At 46.7% G+C, this 24419-nt stretch carries 22 protein-coding genes; 7 read left to right on the top strand and 15 right to left on the bottom strand.

The window, feature by feature from the left end; genetic code table 11:
* The first annotated feature begins 42 nt into the window (after nt 1–42).
* Both WC647_01820 and WC647_01815 read left to right on the top strand, forming a co-directional pair.
* Nucleotides 43–2565 carry an FtsX-like permease family protein gene (locus WC647_01820; GenBank protein MFA6221031.1) on the top strand — a complete coding sequence of 841 codons (2523 nt, stop codon included), beginning with the start codon at nt 43–45 and terminating at the stop codon, nt 2563–2565.
* An 80-nt stretch (nt 2566–2645) separates the two neighbouring features.
* On the top strand, nt 2646–2864 hold the full coding sequence (locus tag WC647_01815; GenBank protein ID MFA6221030.1) for a hypothetical protein: 219 nt from the start codon (nt 2646–2648) through the stop codon (nt 2862–2864).
* Nucleotides 2865–2933: 69 nt separating this feature from the next.
* Here the strand turns inward: WC647_01815 and WC647_01810 are convergent, their stop codons facing one another.
* Complete coding sequence (locus WC647_01810) at nt 2934–3677, bottom strand: lysophospholipid acyltransferase family protein (protein MFA6221029.1); 744 nt, start codon at nt 3675–3677, stop codon at nt 2934–2936.
* Nucleotides 3678–3862: 185 nt separating this feature from the next.
* Between WC647_01810 and WC647_01805 the strand changes: the two genes are divergently transcribed.
* Together WC647_01805 and WC647_01800 are read left to right on the top strand one after the other, a co-directional pair.
* On the top strand, nt 3863–5086 hold the full coding sequence (locus tag WC647_01805) for an efflux RND transporter periplasmic adaptor subunit (protein ID MFA6221028.1): 1224 nt from the start codon (nt 3863–3865) through the stop codon (nt 5084–5086).
* An 11-nt stretch (nt 5087–5097) separates the two neighbouring features.
* A complete protein-coding gene (locus WC647_01800; GenBank protein MFA6221027.1) occupies nt 5098–5796 on the top strand; it encodes an ABC transporter ATP-binding protein in 699 nt (232 codons plus the stop codon).
* Here WC647_01800 and WC647_01795 read toward each other — a convergent pair.
* A complete protein-coding gene (locus WC647_01795) occupies nt 5793–6449 on the bottom strand; it encodes a nitroreductase (protein ID MFA6221026.1) in 657 nt (218 codons plus the stop codon). The genes WC647_01800 and WC647_01795 overlap by 4 nt on opposite strands.
* Nucleotides 6450–6626: 177 nt before the next feature.
* On the opposite strand from WC647_01795, the gene WC647_01790 reads away from it, so the two are divergent.
* Together WC647_01790 and WC647_01785 are read left to right on the top strand one after the other, a co-directional pair.
* Nucleotides 6627–7850 carry a tetratricopeptide repeat protein gene (locus tag WC647_01790; GenBank protein MFA6221025.1) on the top strand — a complete coding sequence of 408 codons (1224 nt, stop codon included), beginning with the start codon at nt 6627–6629 and terminating at the stop codon, nt 7848–7850.
* Nucleotides 7851–7881: 31 nt separating this feature from the next.
* Nucleotides 7882–8433: a hypothetical protein gene (locus tag WC647_01785; GenBank protein ID MFA6221024.1), complete on the top strand. Its 552-nt coding sequence runs from the start codon at nt 7882–7884 to the stop codon at nt 8431–8433.
* Nucleotides 8434–8497: 64 nt separating this feature from the next.
* Here the strand turns inward: WC647_01785 and tkt are convergent, their stop codons facing one another.
* Both tkt and WC647_01775 read right to left on the bottom strand, forming a co-directional pair.
* On the bottom strand, nt 8498–10507 hold the full coding sequence (gene tkt / locus WC647_01780) for a transketolase (GenBank protein MFA6221023.1): 2010 nt from the start codon (nt 10505–10507) through the stop codon (nt 8498–8500).
* 60 nt (nt 10508–10567) lie between these two features.
* A complete protein-coding gene (locus WC647_01775; protein ID MFA6221022.1) occupies nt 10568–12721 on the bottom strand; it encodes a thioredoxin domain-containing protein in 2154 nt (717 codons plus the stop codon).
* Nucleotides 12722–13011: 290 nt separating this feature from the next.
* Between WC647_01775 and WC647_01770 the strand changes: the two genes are divergently transcribed.
* Nucleotides 13012–15528: a response regulator gene (locus WC647_01770; GenBank protein MFA6221021.1), complete on the top strand. Its 2517-nt coding sequence runs from the start codon at nt 13012–13014 to the stop codon at nt 15526–15528.
* Nucleotides 15529–15583: 55 nt separating this feature from the next.
* Here the strand turns inward: WC647_01770 and WC647_01765 are convergent, their stop codons facing one another.
* From WC647_01765 to WC647_01715, 11 genes are all read right to left on the bottom strand, one after another.
* On the bottom strand, nt 15584–17095 hold the full coding sequence (locus WC647_01765; protein ID MFA6221020.1) for an adenylate/guanylate cyclase domain-containing protein: 1512 nt from the start codon (nt 17093–17095) through the stop codon (nt 15584–15586).
* A 178-nt stretch (nt 17096–17273) separates the two neighbouring features.
* Nucleotides 17274–17963, bottom strand: a complete 690-nt coding sequence (locus WC647_01760) for a cytochrome b N-terminal domain-containing protein (protein ID MFA6221019.1) — start codon at nt 17961–17963, stop codon at nt 17274–17276.
* On the bottom strand, nt 17960–18262 hold the full coding sequence (locus WC647_01755) for a Rieske 2Fe-2S domain-containing protein (protein ID MFA6221018.1): 303 nt from the start codon (nt 18260–18262) through the stop codon (nt 17960–17962). Before WC647_01755 ends, WC647_01760 begins: the two co-directional genes overlap by 4 nt.
* Before the next feature lie 252 nt (nt 18263–18514).
* A complete protein-coding gene (locus WC647_01750) occupies nt 18515–18760 on the bottom strand; it encodes a hypothetical protein (GenBank protein ID MFA6221017.1) in 246 nt (81 codons plus the stop codon).
* A gap of 62 nt (nt 18761–18822) precedes the next feature.
* Nucleotides 18823–19422: a YeeE/YedE thiosulfate transporter family protein gene (locus WC647_01745; GenBank protein ID MFA6221016.1), complete on the bottom strand. Its 600-nt coding sequence runs from the start codon at nt 19420–19422 to the stop codon at nt 18823–18825.
* Nucleotides 19419–19946 carry a YeeE/YedE thiosulfate transporter family protein gene (locus WC647_01740; protein ID MFA6221015.1) on the bottom strand — a complete coding sequence of 176 codons (528 nt, stop codon included), beginning with the start codon at nt 19944–19946 and terminating at the stop codon, nt 19419–19421. The genes WC647_01745 and WC647_01740 overlap by 4 nt, the downstream gene beginning before the upstream one ends.
* A 53-nt stretch (nt 19947–19999) precedes the next feature.
* The gene (locus WC647_01735; protein ID MFA6221014.1) at nt 20000–20386 is read right to left on the bottom strand and encodes a hypothetical protein; all 387 of its coding nucleotides are present in this window, start codon (nt 20384–20386) and stop codon (nt 20000–20002) included.
* A 9-nt stretch (nt 20387–20395) separates the two neighbouring features.
* Nucleotides 20396–20593, bottom strand: coding sequence for a hypothetical protein (locus tag WC647_01730; GenBank protein ID MFA6221013.1), 198 nt, complete (start codon nt 20591–20593; stop codon nt 20396–20398).
* A gap of 16 nt (nt 20594–20609) precedes the next feature.
* Nucleotides 20610–21494: an NrfD/PsrC family molybdoenzyme membrane anchor subunit gene (nrfD, locus tag WC647_01725; GenBank protein ID MFA6221012.1), complete on the bottom strand. Its 885-nt coding sequence runs from the start codon at nt 21492–21494 to the stop codon at nt 20610–20612.
* Between the two features lie 2 nt (nt 21495–21496).
* Nucleotides 21497–22054, bottom strand: a complete 558-nt coding sequence (locus WC647_01720; protein MFA6221011.1) for a 4Fe-4S dicluster domain-containing protein — start codon at nt 22052–22054, stop codon at nt 21497–21499.
* Nucleotides 22055–22148: 94 nt separating this feature from the next.
* Nucleotides 22149–24350, bottom strand: coding sequence for a molybdopterin-dependent oxidoreductase (locus tag WC647_01715; protein ID MFA6221010.1), 2202 nt, complete (start codon nt 24348–24350; stop codon nt 22149–22151).
* Nucleotides 24351–24419 lie beyond the last annotated feature (69 nt).

Raw genomic sequence — 24419 nt, 5'->3', positions numbered from 1 at the left:
TGATACGAATTTGTTGATTCATTTATCCTATGATGCCACGTGATGAATTTGATAACACTGCTCAGATTCAACTTCAAATATTATCGAAGACATACGCTCCTGGCTATGCTCTGCCTGTTGGGAATTTCATTGGGTGTCGGGATCATAGTGGCTGTGGAGTTGATCAACAACTCAGCTCTTGCCTCCTTCGAATCCTCGGTTGACTTCCTAGCGGGGAGAGCGACCAATTCGATCATTTCCACATATGGAAGAATAGATGAGAATTACTTTAAACAATTTTGGGAAAATCCCAAAATTGTAGCCGCCACTCCACTGGTAGACGTAATGGCGGATACGCTCGAAACAGGTTCGGAACCGGTCCATTTCCTGGGAGTGGATCCATTCCTGGAGGCTCCGTTTCGCAACTGGGTTCCACAATTCGATGATCAGAAAGGAATGTCACAGTTCTTTGATACTGACGAGCCGTCTGCATTTGTTTCCGCGGACCTTCTCAAAAAGCATAACCTGAAAACTGGAGACTGGTTGACTGCGCTCGAAGCGGGTTTGGAAAAGAGAATCCGGATTTTAGGTCCCCTGCCTGGAAACGCTAATGGGGGATTGGAGGAAAATCTTGCTGTAATGGATATAGCTTCGGCTCAAAACGTTTTTAGCCGCATTGGTCGACTGGACAGAATAGACCTCATAGTCGATGGGCCGGTATCTTCGGCGATCAAAGCCTTGCCTCCTGGACTCGAAGTGACTGACGCGAATTCAAGAAAATCCACTCTGACAGCGATGCTTTATTCCTTTCAACTCAACCTGGCGGCCATGAGCCTCATAGCGCTTTTTGTAGGAGTATTCCTGATATACAACTTTTCAATGTTCTCCGTCCTGTCGAGGCGCCAGGACATGTCCCTACTATTAACCTTGGGGTCCGATCGCGGGAAACTTGTTATCGCATTCATGATTGAATCAACAATCCTGGGCGTTTTGGGAAGTTTGATAGGAATAATTTTAGGTTTTTCAGTAGCGTCATACAGTATAGGGAAAGTATCCTCAACGATCAGTCAACTATATTTTCAGGTCAACGCTCTCCATGTGGAACTTACGAGGAGCATAATTATAAGTGGCCTTTCCGTAGGGTTCCTGGCCACACTTGTCGGTGTCACGATGCCTGCGCTTGAAGTGGCGACCACGCCTCCTGTCCTGGGACTGAAAAGACAGAGTATCGAAGACAAGGTCAACAAATTAAAGAAATACCTGTCTCTAGCCGGCGTATGCTGTCTCATTTTCGCCGTATCAGCGGCATGGGCTTCGAAGCGTTCAATTTTTTGGGGTTTTGTGTCAGCTTTCGGTCTGACTACGGCATTTGCGCTTCTTACCCCCGGTCTGCTGAGTCCATTTACGTATTACCTTGGCTTAATATTGAAGAAATCTTCTAAAAGACTCGAAGGTTTCCTGGCGGCCAGAAATATTGGGGCGTCCCTGAGCCGGACATCCATAGCGGTGGCTGCTCTGGCCGTGGCCCTGTCAATGACCATTGGCGTAGATACCATGATATACAGTTTCAGAACTTCTGTAGCCGCCTGGCTGGAAGAAGCGTTAAAAGGGGATTTGTACATATCGCCTGAAACCACCAAATGGGATCATCCTCTCCCGGAATCTTTAATGAAAGAAATGGAACAGGACCCTAGGGTCGACGCGCTGGAAAGATATTCAACCATCAATGTCTTTTTGGACGGCAAACCAGTCAAACTAAGAGTCATGGAATCCCGGATACTTGAACGCAGAGCCAGGTTCCATTTCATGAAAGGCGATAAGAACAATGCCTGGGAGAAATTACGTAACGGCGGGGTTTTCATATCAGAGCCTCTGGCCTTCAAATTCCACCTTGGACTTGGTGATTTTGTAAGCCTTGATTCTCCGAATGGGCCGCAAAAGTTCAAGATCGTGGCGATAACGAGAGACTATTCTTCTGATCAAGGCACAGTGCAGATTGATCGAGAGGAATATAAGAAAATATGGAAAGATGATAGAACACAATCCATTGCGCTGTTTTTAAAACCGGGCGTTTCCTTCGGAGAAGTGAAAAAGTCTATAGCGTCAAAATTCAAGGGATTGGATAGGACCATTGTCTCTAACCATGAAATGAGGGAACGAGTACTTTCAATCTTTGACAAAACATTCGCGCCTACAAGCACGCTGAAGGGGGTTTCTTTGTTGGTGGCGCTACTGGGAGTCGCTACAGCCATGATGGCTATACTGCTTGAAAGATCACGAGAAATTCGGGTCCTTGGGTATCTTGGACTTACGCCTTGGGAGATCGGAAGGATGAACGTCTACCAGGGGCTGATCATGGGGCTAGCCTCGTTCCTCATAGCGTCTGTTTGTGGTTTGTCACTCACTTATATAATAGTGTACGCTATAAACTTCAGGTCTTTTGGATGGTCTATTGATATAAGTGTGAACCAGTGGATATTTTTAGAAGCGTTAGCTCTGACAATGGCTGCCTGTTTTCTATCTTCTCTTTATCCGACCTGGAGACTTGTTCGGGCTCCATCGGCTGCGGCAATCAAGGAAGAATAGATGCGCCGAATTGGGCGTCAGGCCTTTGGCATTACGCAAGGATTTAAAAAAAGGACTTATTAACAATTGAGGATATTAACATGAATAAATCAGAAATTTTAAAGGCGTTGGAATGGGTTGACCAGACGGCTCGCGATGGAGACGCTCTACGGTTGGTTAAGGCCAAACAGAGTCTCGACAGCGCGTTAGCCGTGATCACTGACTCTGGAGACCAGGAACAAGCGTACAAGACCGCTCAGGAAAGTTTTGTTCGCAAATACGGAAGGGAACCGCTCGAAGAGTTGGAGTTGGAAGACTGAGCCATTGGGTTAAAATTCCAGAATCGCACGCGCCAACTTTAACGTTTGCGTGCCTAACCATTTTGATCATCAATCTTTAAATGGATCATAGTCAGTTCTTAGATTTGAAGCGATTGCTTTTCTGGTTTGTTCCATGAGTTGGGGCACATCATCCTCGGTCAGACCTTTGGTTTCTATCGGCTTTCCTATCGTAAGAGTTATGTGGCCGGGACGCAATGCCATTGTTTTTTTCGGAAGAATCTTAAAGGCGCCGTTCGATGTGACAGGCAAGATTGGAAGGCCGGTTTGAATCGCCATCATGAATGGTCCTTTCTTGAACGGGAGGAGTTCTCCATTCGATGTTCTGGTGCCTTCAGGATAGATTAACAAAGACCAGCCATTTGACAGCTTCTCTTCGGCGCGTTTCAGACTCTGTACAGATGCTTCTTTGTTGGACCGGTCTATCGCTATTGCTCCAGTTCCTGCCAGGGCCGATCCAAATATTGGAATCCGTAGGAGTTCCTTCTTTATGACCCAACGAAAGCGAAGAGGAAGTTTTATCACAAGGGCTAAGATGTCTGTGTTTCCCTGATGGTTGGGAGTGACAATATACGATTGCCCCGGCATGACATTTTCGGCCCCGAAGACTGAAAACTTTAAGCCCATGAAAAAAGCGATTATCTTGGCCCACCATCCCATCATTCGAAAAGCCGGGCCGCCTGATGAGGTTAACAGGCTTGAGAAGACTATTGGAGGCATTAGAAGACTTGTGAAAATCACCAAGCCTACAGCGGTTATTAGAATACGAGGCAAGTACTGGATTTTAGACCACATCAGATTACGGTGTTCCTCTGAACAGGAATGTTATTAAAGGCTTTTATCTTGGAAACGATTGTTGGAAATCAACACAGTTGAATTGATATTAGCATCTGCATTGAGATCCTTCAACGAGCGACCTCACAAAAATGACGCTATATTAAAAATGCAGAGCCTGTTTATCAGCGGAGATCAAACTCAACATGTCCTCTGACCGACTTAACAAACTTAAAATCAGCCTGGAATCAAAGGATACGCCTGGCGCAGGAATTCCCTTGATCAAAATCGTGTTGTTTTTGTTGTTGCTGTCAGGATTGGCTGCTATAGGCGGCTATTTGCTGTGGACCAACTGGCTGAGGCCACCAAAAGAAATTCATGTGACCAAAGTGACCGGCGCATTCCCATCAAGGGCCCTGACGATTCTTAACGCCAGCGGCTATGTGGTGGCCCAAAGAAAGGCCGCAGTTTCCTCAAAGGCAACTGGCAGACTTGAACATCTGTACGTCGAAGAGGGTAAATTTGTTAAACAGGGCGACGTGATCGCACAGTTGGAAAACGACGATTTGAAAGCCGCCCTGGAAGAAGCCCAAGCAGGCCTTAAAGTTGCTACGGCCGACCTAAATAATGCCGAAGCGGAATTGGAGGACGCCACTCTCAATTTTAACCGACAGAAGTCGCTCAAAGATTCCGGCGCAGTTTCAGAGCAGGCTTTTGATTCCGCTGAAGCCAGATATAAAAAAGCTCAAGCCGCTCACAGATCCGCAAGATTTAGAGTTGATAAAACTGGAGCTTCCGTGAAAGTGGCGGAAGTGAACCTGGAGCAGTCCTATATACGAGCGCCTTTTGACGGCGTGATATTGACCAAAAGCGCTGAAGAGGGAGAAGTAGTAGCGCCGATGGGCGCGTCCCTGAACGCGAAAGCCTCCGTGGTGTCGATGGCTGACATGGGTTCACTTATGGTTGAAGTTGATGTGTCGGAATCCAGCCTTGAAAAAGTCAAAGCAGGGGGTCCAGCGGAAATTCGCCTTGACGCGTTTCCAAATGACAGATTTGAAGGGACCGTGTATATGATCGTCCCGACCGCTGACCGATCCAAAGCCACGGTTTTGGCCAAGGTCAAGTTTGATAAAATAGACTCAAAAGTACTTCCTGAAATGAGCGCAAAGGTCGCTTTTTTATCTCGACCACTGAAAAATGATGAAGATAAGCTTTTCCTGGGTGTTCCCACAAATTCTATATCAGGCAAAGACGGAGCCAGAACAGTTTTCGTAATCCGGGATGGCAGGGTTCATGCCACCGAGGTCAGGGAAGGGCGCTCCTGGGGGGATATAACGGAAATACTTTCTGGACTTAAAAAGGGTGATGCGGTCGTACTGAACCCAGATTCCCAGCTTAAAGACGGTTTGAGAGTAAAGATCAAAGAGTGAGGCGATTCGCTGTGGCTCAACCCGATTTGGTAACAATCGAAGAACTTACTAAAACCTATAAACGTGGCGGACAGACCATTCCTGTTTTGACCGACATCAGTCTTTCTGTTGGCCAGGGCGAATTTCTGGGCCTTATGGGACCATCCGGTTCGGGGAAAACAACACTTCTAAATCTTATCGCGGGGATAGATAGACCCGACAGAGGTCGATTAATCGTCAATGGGGTAAACATAGCTGTCTTGAGCGAATCAGAACTAAGCAAATGGAGGGCTTTGAATGTTGGTTTCATTTTCCAGTTCTACAACTTGATTCCAGTTCTCAACGCATTGGAAAATGTTGAACTTCCACTACTTCTGACTTCTCTTTCAAAACGCGAAAGACGGGATCATGCAGTCACAGCGCTTGAGGCGGTTGGGCTTAATGACCGGATGGATCATTTCCCATCCGAGTTATCTGGCGGGCAGCAGCAGAGAGTAGCCATAGCTAGAGCGATTGTGACGGATCCCGTATTGTTGGTGGCGGACGAACCTACGGGCGATTTGGACAAAAAATCAGCAGGTGATGTCCTGGATCTATTGGCGGAACTTAACCGTCAATTCGAGAAAACGATAATAATGGTGACTCATGATCCGCGAGCCGCAAAAAAGGCCCAAAAAATTCTGTTCCTTGATAAGGGGATTCTGGCGGATTCGATCAAGGACGAGTTCTAAGGATTGAACCACCTGACGAATTCTTTTGTATCGACCCTATCTGATCTGAAAGCGTTTATCGGAGATTTATCATCCCGATATCCCACGGCCAGCGAGATTACCAGTTTCTTGGTTTCGGGAATATTCAAAACGTCTTTAATCTCGTCTTCATACCAGGTAACCAGTCCGATCGGGCATGTCGAAAGGCCATGTCCCGCCGAAGCCAAAACGAAGTACCCTATAAAAATTCCTATATCAACCATGCGGTCAGGAGGAAAACTTTCATCGAGATATATGAAGACTACCGCAGGCGCGCCGTAAAACTGCAGGCTACCTTCATTGACGAATGTTTTAAAATCCATCCGCATTTCTTCTACCAGAGGAGTCATTCCCTCTGCCGTTTCCTTGGCCCTGTCAATAAATCTCGCGGGAATTTCTTTTGAAGATCCGGGTCCGCAAGTAACCTTTCGTTCTGCCAAGCGCTTCAACAATCTCTTCGAGAGTCGTTTAATTTCATTTCCTGTAACCACGGTAACTTCCCATGGTTGTATGTTGATGGCTGACGGAGAGTTGCACGCGTCCCTCAAGACGTCTTCCAGGATAGCGCTGTCTACCTGAATATTGAGAAAACCTCTTGCGCTGCGTCTTCGCCGTATTGTTTCGAGTAAGTCCATTGCAGTTGCCTCCACAATCTAATTTCGCGCTGGAGCCACCCTACATGGCTCGGTTTCTTGCTCAATTGAAAGAAAATAGATATACATCTCAAGATAAATTTAGAAATTCCGAGAGAACCAAACAATCTTGAGAAACTCATCATAATCCCCAAAGCCTATTCAGGAGAAACTGTTCTTGTGAAAAACAGGATTTTATTCGCATTCGGATCGTTTGCAGTATTGATGGCATTTTACGCGAGTCCAAGTTGGTCGGAAGATTTTGTAGATACTTTTAAAGCCGGTCTACAGTCTGAAGACTCAGGCTCTCTGGATCAGGCCCTTACCTATTATTCCGACGCTATAAAGATGGCCCCCCAATCCGCGCGCTCCTGGGCCAAGAGAGGTGAGACTTACCTTAAAAAAGGGGACCCTAAAGCGGCCATAAAAGACCTTATCCAGGCGACTAAGCTCGATCCGGCTTACGCTCCCGCTTTTGCAAGGTTAGGCTTCGCCTATAACGCTATAAGCGACTACGCCAGGGCCGTCGAAGCGCTAAATGTGGCTATCAGGCTTGAGCCATCGTCATCCGAGGCTTTGAATACCAGAGGTTTCTCCTTCAATGGTCTTAATGACTATGATCAGGCGATTCAGGACTTCAACAGCGCGATAGCTTTGAATTCCAATGATCCAAGGTACTACAACAACAGGGGTTTTGCGTTTAATGGCAAGAACGAATACAAAAAGGCGATTCAAGATTTTGACAAGGCTATAAAACTGGATGCTACCAATGCCATGGTTTATAACAATCGAGGCGTCGCATACATGAGAATAAAGGATTTTGACCGCGCTCTCCAGGACTTCGACAAAGCCATTGAGATAAATTCAAATTTCGCTTCCGCATATCACAATCGAGGTATGGCGCTGAGTGGTAAGGGACGTGACGACAAGGCCATAGAGGAATTCAGCAAAGTTATTGAAATGAACCCCAATTCGCCTGTTCTCTACAAGGATCGCGGAACAGCGTATTCGAAACTTGGAGAATATGGACTGGCAAAGAAAGATTTTGAAAAATCTATAGAATTCGACAAGAAGTTCGCTCCAGGCTATTCCGCTTTGGGCTTGCTGCTGGCGACAGCGAATGATTCTTCCGTCAGGAATCCTGCGCTTGCAAAGCGATTCGCCGAAAAGGCCGTATCAATGGGAGATTCTACCGCTCCGGAGTTGACTCGCAATCTTGCTGAAGTGCACAAGGCGCTGCATGAGGACGCCGCTGCAATTCTAACTTTGAAGAAAGCCATATCAATGGACCCTTCAAATAAAGAATTTGCGAAACTATTGCAGGAATGGGAAAAGGCCGCTCCTACGAGAGTTTCCACCCAACCTGAACCGACTCGGTCTAAAGCGTTTTACAACTTGTGGTGAGCGTCCGGAAAGGCGTTTCAAAGAGGCGAACTTGACTAAAATAGATGACCGATTTTCGGCGTATACGAATAACATACTGGATCTCAAAGACGCTGGGAAAGACCTGGACAGGAGAAATGTGACAAGGTCGAGGATTTTGAAGGTCTTCGAGAGTCTTCCTCCTGATGTTTTGGATCTTTTTCTAAGCGGGTCGCGGAATTTCAAAATTCTGATTGTTCCTGATCCGGGCTTACCCTTCGGTATGAAAACCAGGGCTCACGTTTCTTCCATTGGCCTGATTTACACAATTTCCATTTGTGATGAAGCTCAAGATTGGCCTGAAGATCATTTCATGGGATCTGTTTTTAGGGAACTGGGACATGTTGTGGCTGAGTTGCCGCCGGAGGAAGAGTGGCCCTTGAACCGAGGCGCCAGGGCCCGGTTCAAGGAGCAGGCGGAGTGTAGGGCTGATGCTCTAGTTTGGAGCTGGGGATTGAGGCACTATGATATCATTTTTCTGAGCGCGACTTATCCTTCTCACTGGGTAGATAAAATTGTCAATGATATTAGCTTGATGCTCCTGTCAGAATTCAATAAGAATTGAAGTCGTCACGTTTCCACTAAACCTCCAGGTCAAGTTTGAGAAATACGCATAAAGTTGACCTGATTTACTTGCCCAAGAGTTCCAGCGCCCTGGCTACTACGTTGTCCGGTGTAAATCCGTAGTTGGCTAAGACCTCTGAGCCTGGAGCCGAAGCTCCAAATCCGTCAATTGAAATCACTTTACCTCTGGAACCGACCCATCTCTCCCATCCCAGTGAACAACCGGCTTCAATAGCAAGCCTCAGTTCCACTTCAGGTGGCAACACTTTTTCTATGTATTCCCTGGGCTGTTTTTGAAACATATCCCAACTGGGCATCGACACGACTCTTGTTGGCACGCCGCGTTGTGTCATCAGAATATTTTGGGCTTTCAGAGCTAGATTGACCTCTGACCCCGAAGCTATAAGGATTAAGCTTGGTTTTTCTTTGCAGTCCGACAGGATGTAAGCGCCCTTGTCCAAAAGGGAAGCGCTTGCGAAAATTTCCCGGTCAAGAATTGGCAGACTCTGTCTCGTCAGGATAAGGGCCACTGGACCTCGTGATGTCATTGCCACTCGCCAGGCTTCAGCGGTTTCGTTGGCGTCCGCTGGTCTTATGATTGACAGGTTGGGCATGGCCCTGAGTGACATCAGATGTTCGATCGGCTGATGAGTTGGCCCATCTTCTCCGACCGCCACACTGTCATGAGTGAAAACAAATATTGTATGAACTTCCATAATAGCCGCCAATCTGATAGCTGGTCTCATGAAATCACTAAAGACAAAAAAGGTCGCCCCATAAGGTATGACGCCTCCATGAAGAGCCATGCCGTTAACAATTGCGGCCATGGCAAACTCGCGAACTCCGAAATGAATATTTCTACCGGCAGAATTGTCCGGCGCCTGGGCTCCGGCGCCTGAAATCATGGTCTTGGTCGATGGAGCCAGATCCGCAGAACCGCCCATGATATTAGGGACCTTCTTGGCAATAGCGTTCAGGACCTTACCGGAAGATACTCTGGTGGCTTCAGGCTTGTCTTCAGGTTTAAAAACAGGGATTTCAGAATCCCAGTTTTCGGGCAATTCTCCTCTAATTTGTCTGAAAAACGTCTCCGATTCCTCTGGAAAAGCCGTGGAATATTCCTGCATAAAAAGGTTCCATTTGTTCTCACTTTCCTTCCCACATTCCAATAGGGAAGCGAAATGGCTTTGAACTTCCTGCGGAACAAAAAAACGTTTATCCACTGGCCATCCCAGGTTTTCCTTCGTCGCTTTGAGAGCTTCTTCCCCCAACGGTTCCCCATGAGCGGAAGAGCTGTCCTGCTTGGGGCTTCCAAAGCCTATATGAGTTCTAACCAACAAGATTGAAGGTCTTTCTGTTTCTCTCTGAGCCTCCTCAATGGCCTCTTGAATGGCTTGCAAATCATTTCCATCCGAAACTCGTGAAACATGCCAGCCATAAGCCTGGAATCTGGCCCCGACGTTTTCCGTGAACGTAAGGTCTGTGCTGCCCTCAATTGAAATCTTGTTGTCGTCGTACAAATAAATTAGCTTTCCTAACTTTAGATGGCCGGCCAGTGATGCGGCCTCCGAGGATATCCCTTCCATCAGGTCTCCGTCAGAAACGATAGAATAGATGTAATGATCAACAACGGGAAACCCTGATCGATTAAATTGCGACCCCAGGAATCGTTCCGATATAGCCATTCCGACTCCCATGGCAAATCCCTGCCCGAGAGGCCCCGTAGTCGCTTCCACACCCGGTGTAACTCCATATTCCGGGTGGCCGGGTGTCTTGCTTTTCCATTGGCGAAAACGCCTGATTTCTTCTAAAGAAAGATCATAGCCTGTCAAATGGAGCAAAGAATACTGTAGAGCCGATCCGTGACCAGCGGAAAGTATGAAACGATCCCTGTTTGGCCATGCCGGGTTCAGCGGATTGAATTTCAGAAAACGGGTCCACAGCACATAAGCCATGGAGGCTGTTCCGAGTGGCAATCCAGGATGACCCGAATTGGCCTGCTGAACCATGTCTACAGACAATGCTCTAATTGTGTTGATGCATAATTGGTCGATAGAATCCCCTGAAACGTTCATAATCCTGTCCTTACGTGATAAAAGTGTATCCTTGGAATGATAACCGATCATGCGGTCTTTTCACAATTTATTTGTGTTAAGCAGATCAAACATCCTTTGGGGATCATTTGTAGGTTCCTTGCACGTGAAATTGGCGCATACGTAAATTGTTGGTTCATTGTTCTTAACGCGATAATCTTTCAAATATGGCGCAAGGGAAACTAGTTCCAAAGATCTGTCATCATCATTCTTGAGGATTACCACTTTATTGGGCAGGTAAACGCTATCCAGCTTATCCAGAATTGGGCCGGCGTCTTTTTCTGCATGTCCAACTACAAGGACAATCTCAAAGGCCGGGCCCATAAGGAAATCAGCGAAGAGCAGGAACTGAGTATACGCCGATGGAAACTTTTCCACTACGCCTGCGAAAGCGAGACTCATCGAAGACACCATCGATTCAAGTTCAGGCGCTCCTGTTAATCGGGAAAGCTTTAACAGGTTCATTGCGGCCACTGAATTGCCTGATGGAGTGGCCCCGTCGTAAATCTCTTTCTGTCTGGCCAGGAGTTCCTCGCCATCGACAGCGGTGAAAAAGAATCCTCCAGAACGTTTGTCCCAGAACCTTTTAACAAAATCAGAATTCAACTCAATAGCGGCCTTAAGATATTTGGTCTCAAATGTCGCCTCATACAATTCGAGGAGTCCCCCAATAAAAAAGGAGTAGTCATCAATATGTGCGGATAATCCGGATTCGCCCATGCGATAACGGCGCAATAGCCTCCCCTTGGAGTCGCGCAAATTGTTGAGAATGAAATGAGCCGAACGTTTCGCCGCGTTGACATAGTTTTGATTGCCCAAAACTCTTGAGGCCCTGGACAAAGCGGAGATCATAAGTCCATTCCAGTCAGTCAGGATTTTATCATCTTTGTGAGGTCTTATGCGCTTCTCCCTGAATTCAAAGAGTCTCGCCCTTGCCGAGTCCCATATTCGTTGAGCTTCCTCGGGCGCCAAATCAAGTTGCTCCGACAAAACGTCGAGTGGTTGCTTGAGATGAAGAATGTTGGCTCCTGTAAGAGTTTCAGTGGCTTCGTCCTTGAAATTGCCGAGTCTGAAGACGCTGAAAACTTTTTCTACAAAATTAGCCTCATTATCAGGCAGCGCCTCGTGGATATGGTCTGAGGTCCAAAGGTAGAACTTACCTTCCTCGTCCTCGCTGTCAGCGTCTTCGGCTGAATAGAAACCACCTTCGGGAGAAGTCAAATCCCTCAAAACATATTCGAAGATCTCCTCAACCGTTTTCCTGTAATCCTTTTTTTGGGTCGCCTGATACGCTTCTGTATAGGTGAGCGCAAGCATGGCCTGATCGTAGAGCATCTTTTCGAAATGAGGCGTCAACCACTGGGAGTTAGTTGAATAGCGATGGAAACCAAATCCTACGTGATCAAAAATTCCTCCCAAACGCATTTTATCCAATGTTTTTGTAGCCATCTGCAACGCCATCTCGTTTCCCGATCTTTTCCAATATCGTAACAGGAAGAGTAGATTGTGCGGTGTCGGGAATTTTGGGGCTGCGCCAAAGCCCCCATGTTGTGAATCGAATCTCTCCGAAAACTGTTCAAAAGCCTTTTCCAATACCCTCAAGTCTAACTCCTGCCCATGAGAGTCCCCTGAGGAATTGCGTAACGCCGATATTATTTTATCTGTAGATTCGTAGAGTTCTGATCGTTTATCGCGCCATAGCTGTTCAATTCTGGCTGCCAGATCCAAGAGCCCCATGCGCCCGTGCTGTGAATATTTTGGGAAATACGTCCCAGCGAAGAATGGTTTCTTGTCGGATGTCATGACAATATTTAGAGGCCACCCACCTCCGCCTGTAATCATCTGACACACCGTCATGTAGATGTGATCAATATCGGGTCGTTCCTCTCTATCCACTTTGATGGGCACGAAGACTCTATTCATGATCTCAGCTACTTCCTGATCTTCGAAGGATTCTTTTTCCATAACGTGACACCAGTGACACGTGGAGTACCCTATAGACAGGAATATTGGTTTGTCTTCCGTTTCAGCCTTATTAAAGGCCTCAGGTCCCCAGGGAAGCCACTCGACAGGGTTATAGGCGTGCTGCAAAAGATAAGGGCTCTTTTCGTTGATCAGCCGGTTAGGAGTCTTCTTCTCAGGCTCGTCGCGGCCTGAAATCTCTTGGTTATAGGATGAATCTGTTATGTCGGACATGGGGTTATCTCCTGTTAAAAAAAAGCCCCGAATGGGCAATTCAATTCCTGGAATCCTTAGAATGAACATATAACCAATTAAATGAATGGCAATATGTTCGAAATTTATGATGGAACAAGGCTAGTATGTGTTGGTAAAGGAAATGTAAGAGATCAGAGGAAGGTTCGCCTGGTGGTTCAGTTCTATTCTTGATAGTTCTTGAATAGTAATCTAAACTGTTTTTAGAAGCCTGTCGGTTTATTGACTAAACAATCCTTACTTTTCCCAAAGCCTCTTTCGGAGGTGTTCCTGTGCAAGACCAAGAAAAAAGCAGGGATCAACTCATTGCTGAACTCAATGAGATTAGAATTCAAGTGTCGAATCTCGAGGCAAGCCTCGCCGCTTCATCCGCCCAGTCATCCTCTGAAAAAGACGAAAAAATCCGTAATCTCAAGACGATTGTCGCTCAAGGTGAGCAGAGATTTCGCCTGCTTTTTGAGAATTCATTGGACGCCGTCGTTATAACCGATACGAAAGGAAAAATACTTGAGTGTAACGGTTCCTTTCTGAAGCTTCTCGGTTACTCAACCAAGGAGGAATTGGCCCAGAAAAGAATCGCGGAAATTTTTTGTGATCCTGAAGACGGTCCGAAGATGAGACGCGAACTCGAGTCAAAAGGATTTGCCGAAAATTTTGAAATAAAACTTTGGGCTAAGGATGGCCACTGTCTGGACACGGTTCACGCTATAAGCGTGTTCAAAGATTCAAACGGAGCCACAATAGGATATCAGGGGATTCTTCATGACATAAGTTCAAAAAAGCGGACGGAACAGGAACTGGAGGAAGCGCTCAAATCAACAGCCGCTGAAACCGAGAAACTGCGGTCAATGATTGAAGGCATGGAAGAAGGCATAGTGTTGGCGGACACTTCGGGGCTTATCACTGAAGCAAATAGCTGGTTTCTAAAAAGAGCCAGCTTGGATCGTGATCAACTGCTTGGAAAACACATTTGGAATTTCCACACCGATGTTGAAATTTTGACCAAACTTAAATGTCTGTTCTCTGAGTATGGAGAAAAAAAGCGTACAAAACCTCTGACAATGAATCGGGAAATGTTTGGTTTACATGTTTGCCTTCGTGTGCAACCGATTTTTGTCAATGGCGCCTTTCAGGGAATCATTCTCAATGTAGTTGACATAACGGACCAGGTAATCGCCCGCCTTGCCGCTGAGTGCGCGAATGAGGCCAAAAGCCAGTTCCTTGCGAATATGAGTCACGAGATCCGCACCCCCATGAACGGTATCATAGGGATGACGGAATTGGCCTTGGGCACGGAACTTACCAGCGAACAAAAAGAATATCTTGATTCCGTGAAAATTTCAGCCGAGGCCCTGCTTTCGCTGATAAACGACATTCTTGATTTCTCAAAAATGGAAGCCGGCAAATTTGAGTTGATCACTACGGATTTTAGTTTGAGAGATTGTGTGGACAACACGATGAGCACAATGGCAGTCCAGGCTCATAGCAAAAAACTCGAGTTGGCCTACGATATAGTCCCGGATATACCTGACAATCTCTCCGGTGATCCCGGACGATTACGTCAGATTCTGGTTAATCTCGTAGGTAATTCGATCAAGTTCACCGCCAAAGGTGAAGTGGTGGTTCGAGTGGCCACTGAGATGGAAGGCCATGATTTCATAGAGCTTCATTTCAGTGTTTCAGACACGGGAATTGGAATTCACGAAGATAAACTGGCCAGCATTTTCAGGGCCTTTGAACAAGTCGATGGGTCCACAACCAGAGAATTCGGTGGTTCTGGCCTGGGGCTGGCAATTTCATCTCAACTGGTAGAGATGATGAACGGTAGAATTTGGGTAGAAAGCGAAATTGGTCATGGGAGTATTTTTCATTTCATCGCCAGGTTTGGGTTCCCGGTTCAACCGGCGCTGAGAGTCATTCCCAGGGGAAGGGTAACGCTTGACGGTGTAAGAGTCCTGGTGGTGGATGACAACGCTACAAACCGAAGGATACTGGAAGAAACTTTGCGCTCCTGGGGAATGCTTCCAACCTCGGTGGCCGAGAGCACAGTGGCCATAGATACAATTATTTCAGCCAATAACAGAGGCGCTCCTTTTTCTTTGGCGCTCCTGGATTTTATGATGCCTGAGATGAATGGTTTTGAACTGGCGGAAGCTATTAGCTGCCACAAGGGATCCAACCTCGAGAAGATAGTCATGCTGACGTCCGGCGGCCAAAGAGGCGACGCCGCCAAATGTCGGGAACTGGGGATCGCCGCCTATCTGATGAAGCCCATAAAACAGTCCGATTTGCTCGATGCAATTCTGATGACCTTGCAAAAAACGCCGGATTCGGATCTGCCTCCCTCTCTGATTACTCGCCATTCCGTTCGTGAAGCCAGAAAACGGCTGGATATCCTGGTTGCGGAAGATAACGTTGTAAACCAAAAGCTGGCCGTTAAAATACTGGAGAAAATGGGGCATGTCGTGACCGTGGCCTCAAATGGCAAAGTTGCGTTGGACATTTTGGAAACAGGCACATTCCAGATAGTCTTAATGGATGTGCAAATGCCAGAAATGGATGGTTTTGACGCGACCCGGGCAATTCGTGACAAAGAGAAAATTACTGGAGAGCATATCCCGATTGTGGCCATGACGGCCCACGCGATGATTGGAGACAAGGAAAAGTGTCTGAACGCTGGAATGGATGGCTATATCTCCAAGCCAATAAGCTCGAAAGAACTCGAAAAAGTCATTTACACTGTTCTGAACAGCGTGGAGACTCCTACTCTAAGATTAAAGGGGAGTTGAGATTCCGCTTACCTACAATGCAACCTGGTATGATTCGTCAAGCCGGCCAATTTCGCTAGAGCACTCTGTAAACTTCGATAGAAGTGACTTTTCCTTTCAAAGACATTCTTTCCGGCTCTGAAACGGAAGGTGGAGCCTTTAACAGTTCACGAGTCTCAGAGCTTATCAAAATATCGGTATTCAATTTCTTTGTAAGGTCCTGAACCCGTGAAGCAACGTTAACTGTGTCTCCTACCATTGCGTATGAAATTTTGTGAGAACTGCCGACAATACCCGCAAGCGCAGGCCCGGTATGCACGCCAATACCATGTAAAAGCGGCTCAAGGCCATTTTTCATCCTTGTTTCATTAAGCTTGATAAAGCGCTTTCTCATTTCAAGCGCAGCGGCAATTGCATGGTCTGCATGTTCCGGGTCATTTTGGGGCGCTCCAAACACAGCTTCAATCTCGTCACCAACATACTGCAAGACCACCCCTTTGTTGTTGATAATAGCCTCTGTCATTTCGTGAAAGTAACTATTTACCGCTTCGAGTACCATCTCAGGCGGTAATCTTTCGGCAAGGCTCGTAAAACCTCGAAGGTCCGAAAAAAGCAACGTCACAATCCTGGTTTCCCCTCCTCTTTGTACCCGACCGGACAATATTTCTGCGCCTATCTCCGGGCTTGTAAAAAGATTGAACGCCTCTTTGATCTCTTCTCTTTCTTTCAAACCTTTAGCCATCTCGTTCACACGGTCACCGAGGTATCCTATTTCATCATTGCTCACAACCGAAACACGGCAATCGTAGTGCCCATTTCTGATCTTCTCCGTGACATCCATGATCTGCCGCGTGGGATCCGCGAAATTTTTCGCAATCAATGTCGCCAGCCAAAAACCATAAATAGCGGTGAAACAAAAAATAATCAGGGAAAATGCTCCGAGGTCATACAATGAATTCGGTGAGGATGCAGGATATGAAGAAAAAGAGGAATAGGTTTTTATCATCAATGTTATCTGGAACATCGGTAACAAACATGTCGCAAGGTACATGATCATCAACCGGTGACGCACACCGAGTCTTATGGTCCCTTTCTGCTCGCGGATTCGGCCGTCAGGAAACATATATGGGATTATATATTTACGACATGAATGTTCTAAGATTACAAACGCCAGAAGAGTTATCATCAAGGCGTTAATAAAGTTGTACAGTATGAAAATTGCGGTTTTAGCGCCGGGTAAATCAAGTTGAACACCAAGAATTGCGGGAAAGGTAACGGACGGAATTATCCACGCGACCAGATTCATGCCTGCCACCCAAAATGGCAAATTGATAACTCGACGTCGGGCCTTTATGAGTTCAAATTTATCTACCTTTTGTCCTTTTTGAAGTGAATAAAATACCGGTGCGACAGGACGCGATACCCACCACAGGAAAAGTATCGCGATGGGTACCAACACGGAAAGTAAAACAACATTGGTCTGTCTATCAAGGCTCTGTATGTGTTCCCAATTACCGACCGGTTGAGCGTAACGTAATAGTGACTGAACCAGGAAAAAACCGATGAGGTTGCTCCCGATATTAATCACTATCAGTCGCCACAAGAAAGGCAATTTCACAACAAATTTATTTAACAAATTCGCCTACTATTCGGATCATTTGCTCAAACAATAAACGCTATTAGCCTGCAGGACTGGGAATTAAAAATCATTCCTAAAGTCCTATAGGCTCCCAGGCTACATATCCCGATGACGGTTTACCCCACAATTAAAGGGGAGTTGAGATTCCGCCATCTTTTCGGATTTTCCAGTAATGAAGCGCCATCAGAAACGTCAACAATGCTGGAAGGATAAAAATATGCCACGCGTAGAGCCTGACCAAGCCTAGATCACCAACCTCAGGGGGGCCAAAGAGAAGCAGACCAAATTTACTTCCGACTATGGGAATCTTTTCAGTCAAGTTCCGGGCAATGGTCCATGCCCAAAGGGCCCGCTCATCCCAGAGCAACAGATAGCCCGTAAAATCCACAAGGAAAACCAGGACGAGAAGAATGACCCCTATTATCCAGTTGAGGCTACGAGGCGGCAAAAACGAACCTGTCCAAAACACTCGCGCCATATGGAGAATGACAAGAACCACCATAAACTGACCAGCCCAGTAATGCATGTTCCTGAAAAGGAAACCGAATGGCGCAAAGTATGTGATTCTTTGTACTGAAGGGTAAGCGTTCGAAACTGAGGGCAAATAGAAGAGCAGCAATAAGACCCCCGTAGCCACTTCTATCAAGAACAGTAACGTGGTTAAACCGCCCAGACAAAAGGTGAAAGTTAAGCGGGCCGATGCTTCTGGAACGGAACGCGGATGGATGTGCCGGAAAAAAGCCCAAAGAGAGCCTTTATTTATGATTCTCGCATTCTCCCTGTTTTCAGTAGAGAAATCTTGCCTCGCGTTTTTCATTTTGCTGTGGGTGGTTCAGTTATGCGCAAAATTTCGGCGGATTGCTCGGTCAAGGCCATACGCGATAAAGGTTTTGTAGCGGGCCCCTGCAATACACTACCGTGAACATCAAACGAGCTTCCATGGCAGGGGCACTCGAATACACCCTTTTCAGAGTTCCACTTGTATCGACAACCGAGATGAGTGCAACGGTCATTGAGGGCGAATGAATCGGTAAGATTTTTCCCTTTGATCACCCATGCTTCAGCTTGAGGAATGAAAAACGGCGCACCTGGGGTCAATGAGTTAAATGTCTCCATTGACAACTCTCGATCCCTCTCTGTTCTAGTTTGAAAAAAAACGAATTTCAGAGCCCCCCATGAAGACAGGAGAGCTATTGCTCCGCCTATAAATATCGTCAAAAATTTTAGGAAAGCACGCTTAGTCTTAGATTCAGGAACGGCGTCTGGCATAATGGTTTTTGAATAATGGACATGAATTAGTATGGGGGGATAATTGCGGCGCATCGGTTAGGGAGCGCCGCAAGTAATTGTTTTCGCTAATCTTATTTCCTAACAACCGGTTGTGGGTGGTCTCGGTTTGGATGTTCCTGCCGCTGCTTTCAATGCCGCGTCCGCTTCTGCTTTTGTCTTGAAAGGTCCCTTTACCACGCTTTTTACGTCTGCGGGTTTTTTGTCTGTCACGGCCATTTTCCCAGCTTCTTTAACAACAAAAAATTCTTCGGCCAGAGCCGATGTGGCAAAAACGAAAGCTGAGAGAGACAATACAACCAACATTACCCTGAACGCCCTTTTCATAAATCAAACCTCCTCATAGATTAATTGCCTATTCCTAACACGAAACCCTTTGGTCTCCAAAATTATTTGTCGTATGGGGCCCATTTTTCAGCCAGCCAGGCGAGAACAAAAGCCCCTAACGCTGCGACTGTAATTATTATCGCCATGGTTTCCATCGAGGTTCCAAAGTACTGCCAAAGCGTGATCCGCCCCATGTCGGAGCTTTTATAAAAGGATCCCCACAAAGGCATTCCAAAAGCAAAGATGTCGATACCGATGGCCATGCCGATGAGGAAGACCACACTATCGATTTTCCCGGAAACAAACCCCACAACTGCGGTTCCAGGACAGTAGCCTCCAACTAAAAAACCCAGACCAAACAGAACGCCACCAACCAACTGCGGCCAGAAATAGGTTTTTAATAGTGAGTAATCCAACAACATAGAATAGTCAAAAAGGCCTAGCCAGTTCAGAATCACCAACCCGATCATAGCCGTTACTAGCGCAGAAAACATCACCCGCAGAACGCGCATGTCCCTGAAATAGAATATGGCCGTGAGATTGCGCGAATCGCCGAATCCAGCTCTCTCAAGAACAAATCCGAACAAAAAACCGATGCCTACCGCTACAAAGAGGCTGGCATGAAAGCCTATGACTTCATTGAGGTAAAGGGGACCAGTCATTGCCATTCCTTTCTCACAAAATAAGCTGCGACAAATGCGGTTGCAAAAACCGTCATCATAAAAACCCAGCTACCCACCACCATGGTCGCTCCACCACTCAGGGCCTGTCCGCTTGTACATCCCATGGCGAAACGTGTGCCTATACCACCTACGATCCCACCCGCAAAAGCAAGAATCAATCGGTATGCGGTTGGAAATGTCGCCCCTTTTCCGACTGAAATCCTGAACCTTTTTGCAGTAAGAACCGCGACCAGGCCGCCAAAGAACACGCCAATGACTTCAAACACCATCCAGTCAACAAGAGGGTAATTTGCTCCCTCCTTATAAAACCCCTTAAAATATGCATTCTTTTCCACCGCCTGGGAATCGACAATATGTGTCACAACAGCGGCGGTCCTGGCCACAGCTCCGGACGCTCCAAGGCCCGTGCCCATAATGTAGAATGTGAGGAGTAGAACAAGTCCCAATGCAATTCCCGCTACAAACGGGTTCCAATAACCTTGTGCGTAATCTGGTTTGCTCATTTTTCTCTCTTTCCCGAAAATCGGATGCTTGCTTTAAAAAAAACCGTAGCGATTTAATTTGAACCCGCTGCCTGAGCTTTAAGAGCGGTTTCCTGCCTGAGTTTTTCAGAAACCCCCAAAATGGCCGATGCTGGTTTTTGCGATGTCACATCCGACCACAGTAAAGGGGAGGGATCATTTACCGGCAATTCTTTGGGACAAGTTTGGAGAAAATGACCTGTCAATTGGAATACACCAGCAACCGCCACAGCGATGAACGCTATAATGATAGAGACTATAAGAGCTGATGTTATCATCCGTCCCCTTCTCAAACTCGATTCATTGTGGTTGTTGGAAATAACTTCCTCGGGAGATTGAGGCATGTTTGCATCTTGATCAACAATGTCTTTCCCCTGGGTTGTTTCCGGGGTTATTCCCTGGTCGTCAGTCTGTGGTTTCATCATCGTCCCCTAGTTTAAAGACATGATAACTTTTCTTAATGCGATGGCGGCTTCAATTGGCTCCTGAACACATCTACCCTCTTGGGGATCGATCATGCGGTTCAGGATGAGTTCCAGCCAATCCAGATGATCTATTGAAAAAGAAGATACAACATGAAGTCTTTCAATTAGAGTCAGTTCAATTAATTCCATGTTTGTTGGCCGCATATATCGTTTCTCTCCGTCAAATAATCTGCGGAGGAGTGCCGGAGAAAATGATGAGCGCTCTCAAGCTCATACCCCCGATAAGTACGAGAAGGTCCGCTCCGACAACCAATGCTTTTGGCATTTGTCCGTATTCCAGGTATTCAATGATGCTCAATATAAAGGGAATAACTATGCCGAGAATCACAACCAGGCCCCAGAAGTACGGGCTCAGTATTCCCGATATCAACATCGTGGCCGAAATAGCCGCTTCAGTTGATCTAGTCAAAGACATGAATACCAGGAGCATCAAGAACAGGGCCTCGACAGACAGGAATATTACATGGCCTAGAGCAAAGTTGGACAAAGTGTTGATAGTCTTTGCGTCAATTATGGCCGCCAAGATCATTGCCGCCGCCAGCCCGGTTGATATTGCGGAGGCCAGGAACAGCACAGGCATCATCGGAGTGTTCCAGAACGGGACTCCATTAACCACCGCAATTAGAACCCCAGTATATGTGGCAGTGGCTACAGCGAACACACTTCCACCAATTTCCAGGATCCTGACATATTTATTAGCAAACTTTCCTATGAAACTAATCTCGTTTAAAGCGGCCGCGTATAGCAGCGCAATAGGTATAAATATCGAAAGGATAATGACACCCCAAGCAATCATGCTTCTTAAATTATCCACCATGTAGATTTGTCGCCAAGGTTCCCACAAACCGGCTTCCAGATCGAGCACAAGACAAATCGTGCCTATAGCTACCAATGGGCCAGAGACTAGAGAACCAGCCCTAGCCAAAGCTTTTGACCAGTCCGGCGCCAAAAGATCACACGCTACCGCGGCCAGGAATGCCCCAGATCCAGCTCCAGCAAGGAACAGATAAGTTATGATCAGCCAACCCCAAGCGCTTTCTTGCATGATCAGCTCCTTTTATAGAATATTTTCGGTATCGTGCCCAAATCAGGTCTCAAAGGTTGGGCTCCGGTCTCAGCGATGAATTTGGATATATCGCTCTTTGGGTCATCTAAATCCCCAAAGATACGGACTTGAGTAGGACAAGTGGTCACACAAGCCGGTGTTCCTCCCTCTCTTACAAGTTCAATACAGAACCGGCATTTTTCTACTATTCCTCGTTGATGATCAATGATCCTCATCTTGTAGGGACAGGCTTCCATACAATATTTACAGCCGACGCACGTTTTGGGGTTGACCAAAACTACTCCCTCCGGAGATGTGTAAGTAGCTCCCGTTGGACAAACCCGCTGACACGGGGCGTTCTCACAGTGATTGCACTGTAAAGGGATGAATTCCTTGTCGAACGATGGATATTGACCTCTGTTTTTGTTCTTGATCCAATTGAACGTCTCATTCGATTCGAGGCCATTCTGATTTTGGCACGCGACCCTGCATGAATGACATCCAACGCATTTTGTACTATCAATTGCTATTCCGTAACGTGGCATAGGGGTTCCTCGCATTCCTTCTCTTGCTTCCCTGAGTCTTTTTCAGTATCTCCAATTCCTGTTTCTCCGTAAAAATTCGCAACAGATCGAGGGATATTTTCTAACTGGATCATGCTGGGGTTTTTTCAATCCTCACAACAATTTCATTGGACATGCAATGCCCCAGCATGGGGTCGAAATAAGTAGGGAGAAAGTCATTGTACGATAACCCAAATCCGAAAGCGGTCTTGAGGTTTCTTGAATAAACTCCATACCCGCTCGGCAAGAACACACAATCCCTGTGAATACCTTCTGTTAACATTGCTCTTGCCCTTCCTTTTCCGACTTCATTGCTTATGGTCATGCAGTCCCCATCTTTTATACCCAATTGTTTAGCTCGATCAGGATGGATCCATACGCGTGTCATGTCGTTCAACAGAGTGATTTCCTTGAGATATTCCTGATTGATGGTACGAGCGTGAGTGTGATGGGCCTGTTTGCCATGAATCAGACGGAATGAGTGAGGATTCTTTTGATCAGGCTCGACCAAGGGTTCTTCCCACTCAGGCATTGCTGGAAGGTTGAGGTCTTTTAATGTCGAAGACACGAATTCCAATTTGCCGCTAGGAGTCTTGAAATGTGGTGGCCCCGGCTCCCATTTCCCACCGAGATCGATAACTCCCTCTTTTTTGAGGCGTTCCAGGGTTACTCCCAATGGGGCAAGAGCCGCTCGATTGTATTCTTCGAGCGTAAAATTGAAATAGTTTCCGATTCCTACATGCTTGGCCAGTTCCGTAAGGATGACGACCATGGGCTTTGTATCGTACAGGGGTTTGATTACCGCTTGTCTAATCGCCACTTGGTGTGAGTCATAGCAGTGATTGGTGTGCACAACGTCATCGCGCTCCAAATAATATGACTCAGGGAGTATGTAATGAGACAAAGAAGCCGTTTCTGAAAGGACATAATCGAAACTTACGAGTAGATCGAGTTTTTTGTAACCCTCAATAACCCTGGCAGGATTGGGGCATGTTCTTAGCGGGTTGTTGTGATACACAAAACCGGCCTTCAACTTGCCCACTATGGCTAATTCGGGGATCGCATGAGTGATACCCAAGCCCATTGGGGTTATGGGATAACGGTCCGGATCACCACTGCCATCAACCATGGGGCCCTCAAGCTCAGGGGTTTTTGGAAATTTCTGTGGATCGAGCTTTCCCAACTTCACCTTGGGGGGATCGTACATACCTCCCCGTTGATTAAAATTGCCGAGTAATCCATTAACGCACGCAACTGCCCTAACAAGCTGGAAGCTGTTTTTATATTGAGTTCCCAGCGCCCCATGATACCCACGATGAATGAATGCTCGAGGGGCTGCTTCCGCAAGGTTGTGGGCCAATTTTCTGATGATTTCTTTAGGAACGCCGGTTTTCTGTTCAGCCCACTCAGTGGTGTATTGTTTGGTCTGTTCAGCCCACTCTGTAAAACCTTCCGTATATTGGTTAACGTAGTCTTTTTGATAAAGGTTCTCCTGGATAAGGACGTTAGCCAACGCCAGCATCAGAGCAAGATCCGTTCCCGGTTTTATTCGCACCCAATCGTGAGAGAAAGCGGCTACTTCGCTGAATCGCGGATCAATAGTCACAAAATGCGCCCCGCGATCTTTAGCTTTTGAAAGATCACATAACTGCCGAAGTCGCAAACCAGCCCCAATATTCCTACCCAGAAACACCACGAATCTGGAATGCGCCAGATCATGTTCAGGTTTCGCTGAACCGGTGGTGACCCACCAGCCGATGTTACGAGGCAAAAAACAGGTGCTGGCGTGAGAAAAAACATTGGGTGAGCCAAGCGCATTCATGAACCTCTGGCATAGGTCCGCGTTTCCTTCAGGGTACTGCAACAAGAACAGAGACTCAGGTCCATTTGTTTCCTTAATCGACTGTAGTTTGGCTCCTATTTCCTTGTATGCCTGTTCCCACGATATTGGTTCGAATTTGTTAGGGCCTACGCGTTTTAGAGGCGATTTGACTCGGTCCTTGTTGTAGACCTCGTGAAGAAGAGCATGCCCTTTGGCGCAAACTCTACCCAGATTATTCCCCGCAATGGGAATGCCTTCGGCCTTCCATACACGGTCGCCACGAGTGTAAACTTTTATTGCGCACCAGTTTCCGCAGCCGTCGCAAAGTGTAGGAGTAACCTTGACATTCTCTGAAGCTTTTTCATTTGCAGCCCAAGCGTCAAAGTTCAAATAACTTGAAGCCGCTAAAGAAGCTCCCCCGACAGCGGAGCCGATGAGGAATTTTCTTCGGCTAATCCCGCGTTTTTTCATGACGCCTCCGATCAAGAGAATGTTTCCAAACATTCTTATATATAGATATATATAAATATATAGTCAACA

This window comes from Desulfomonilaceae bacterium (genome assembly GCA_041662605.1).
Lineage (GTDB): Bacteria > Desulfobacterota > Desulfomonilia > Desulfomonilales > Desulfomonilaceae > CAJBEZ01.
Note: the sequence above shows the minus strand (reverse complement) of the source record. Positions and strands in the feature narration are given on the sequence as shown.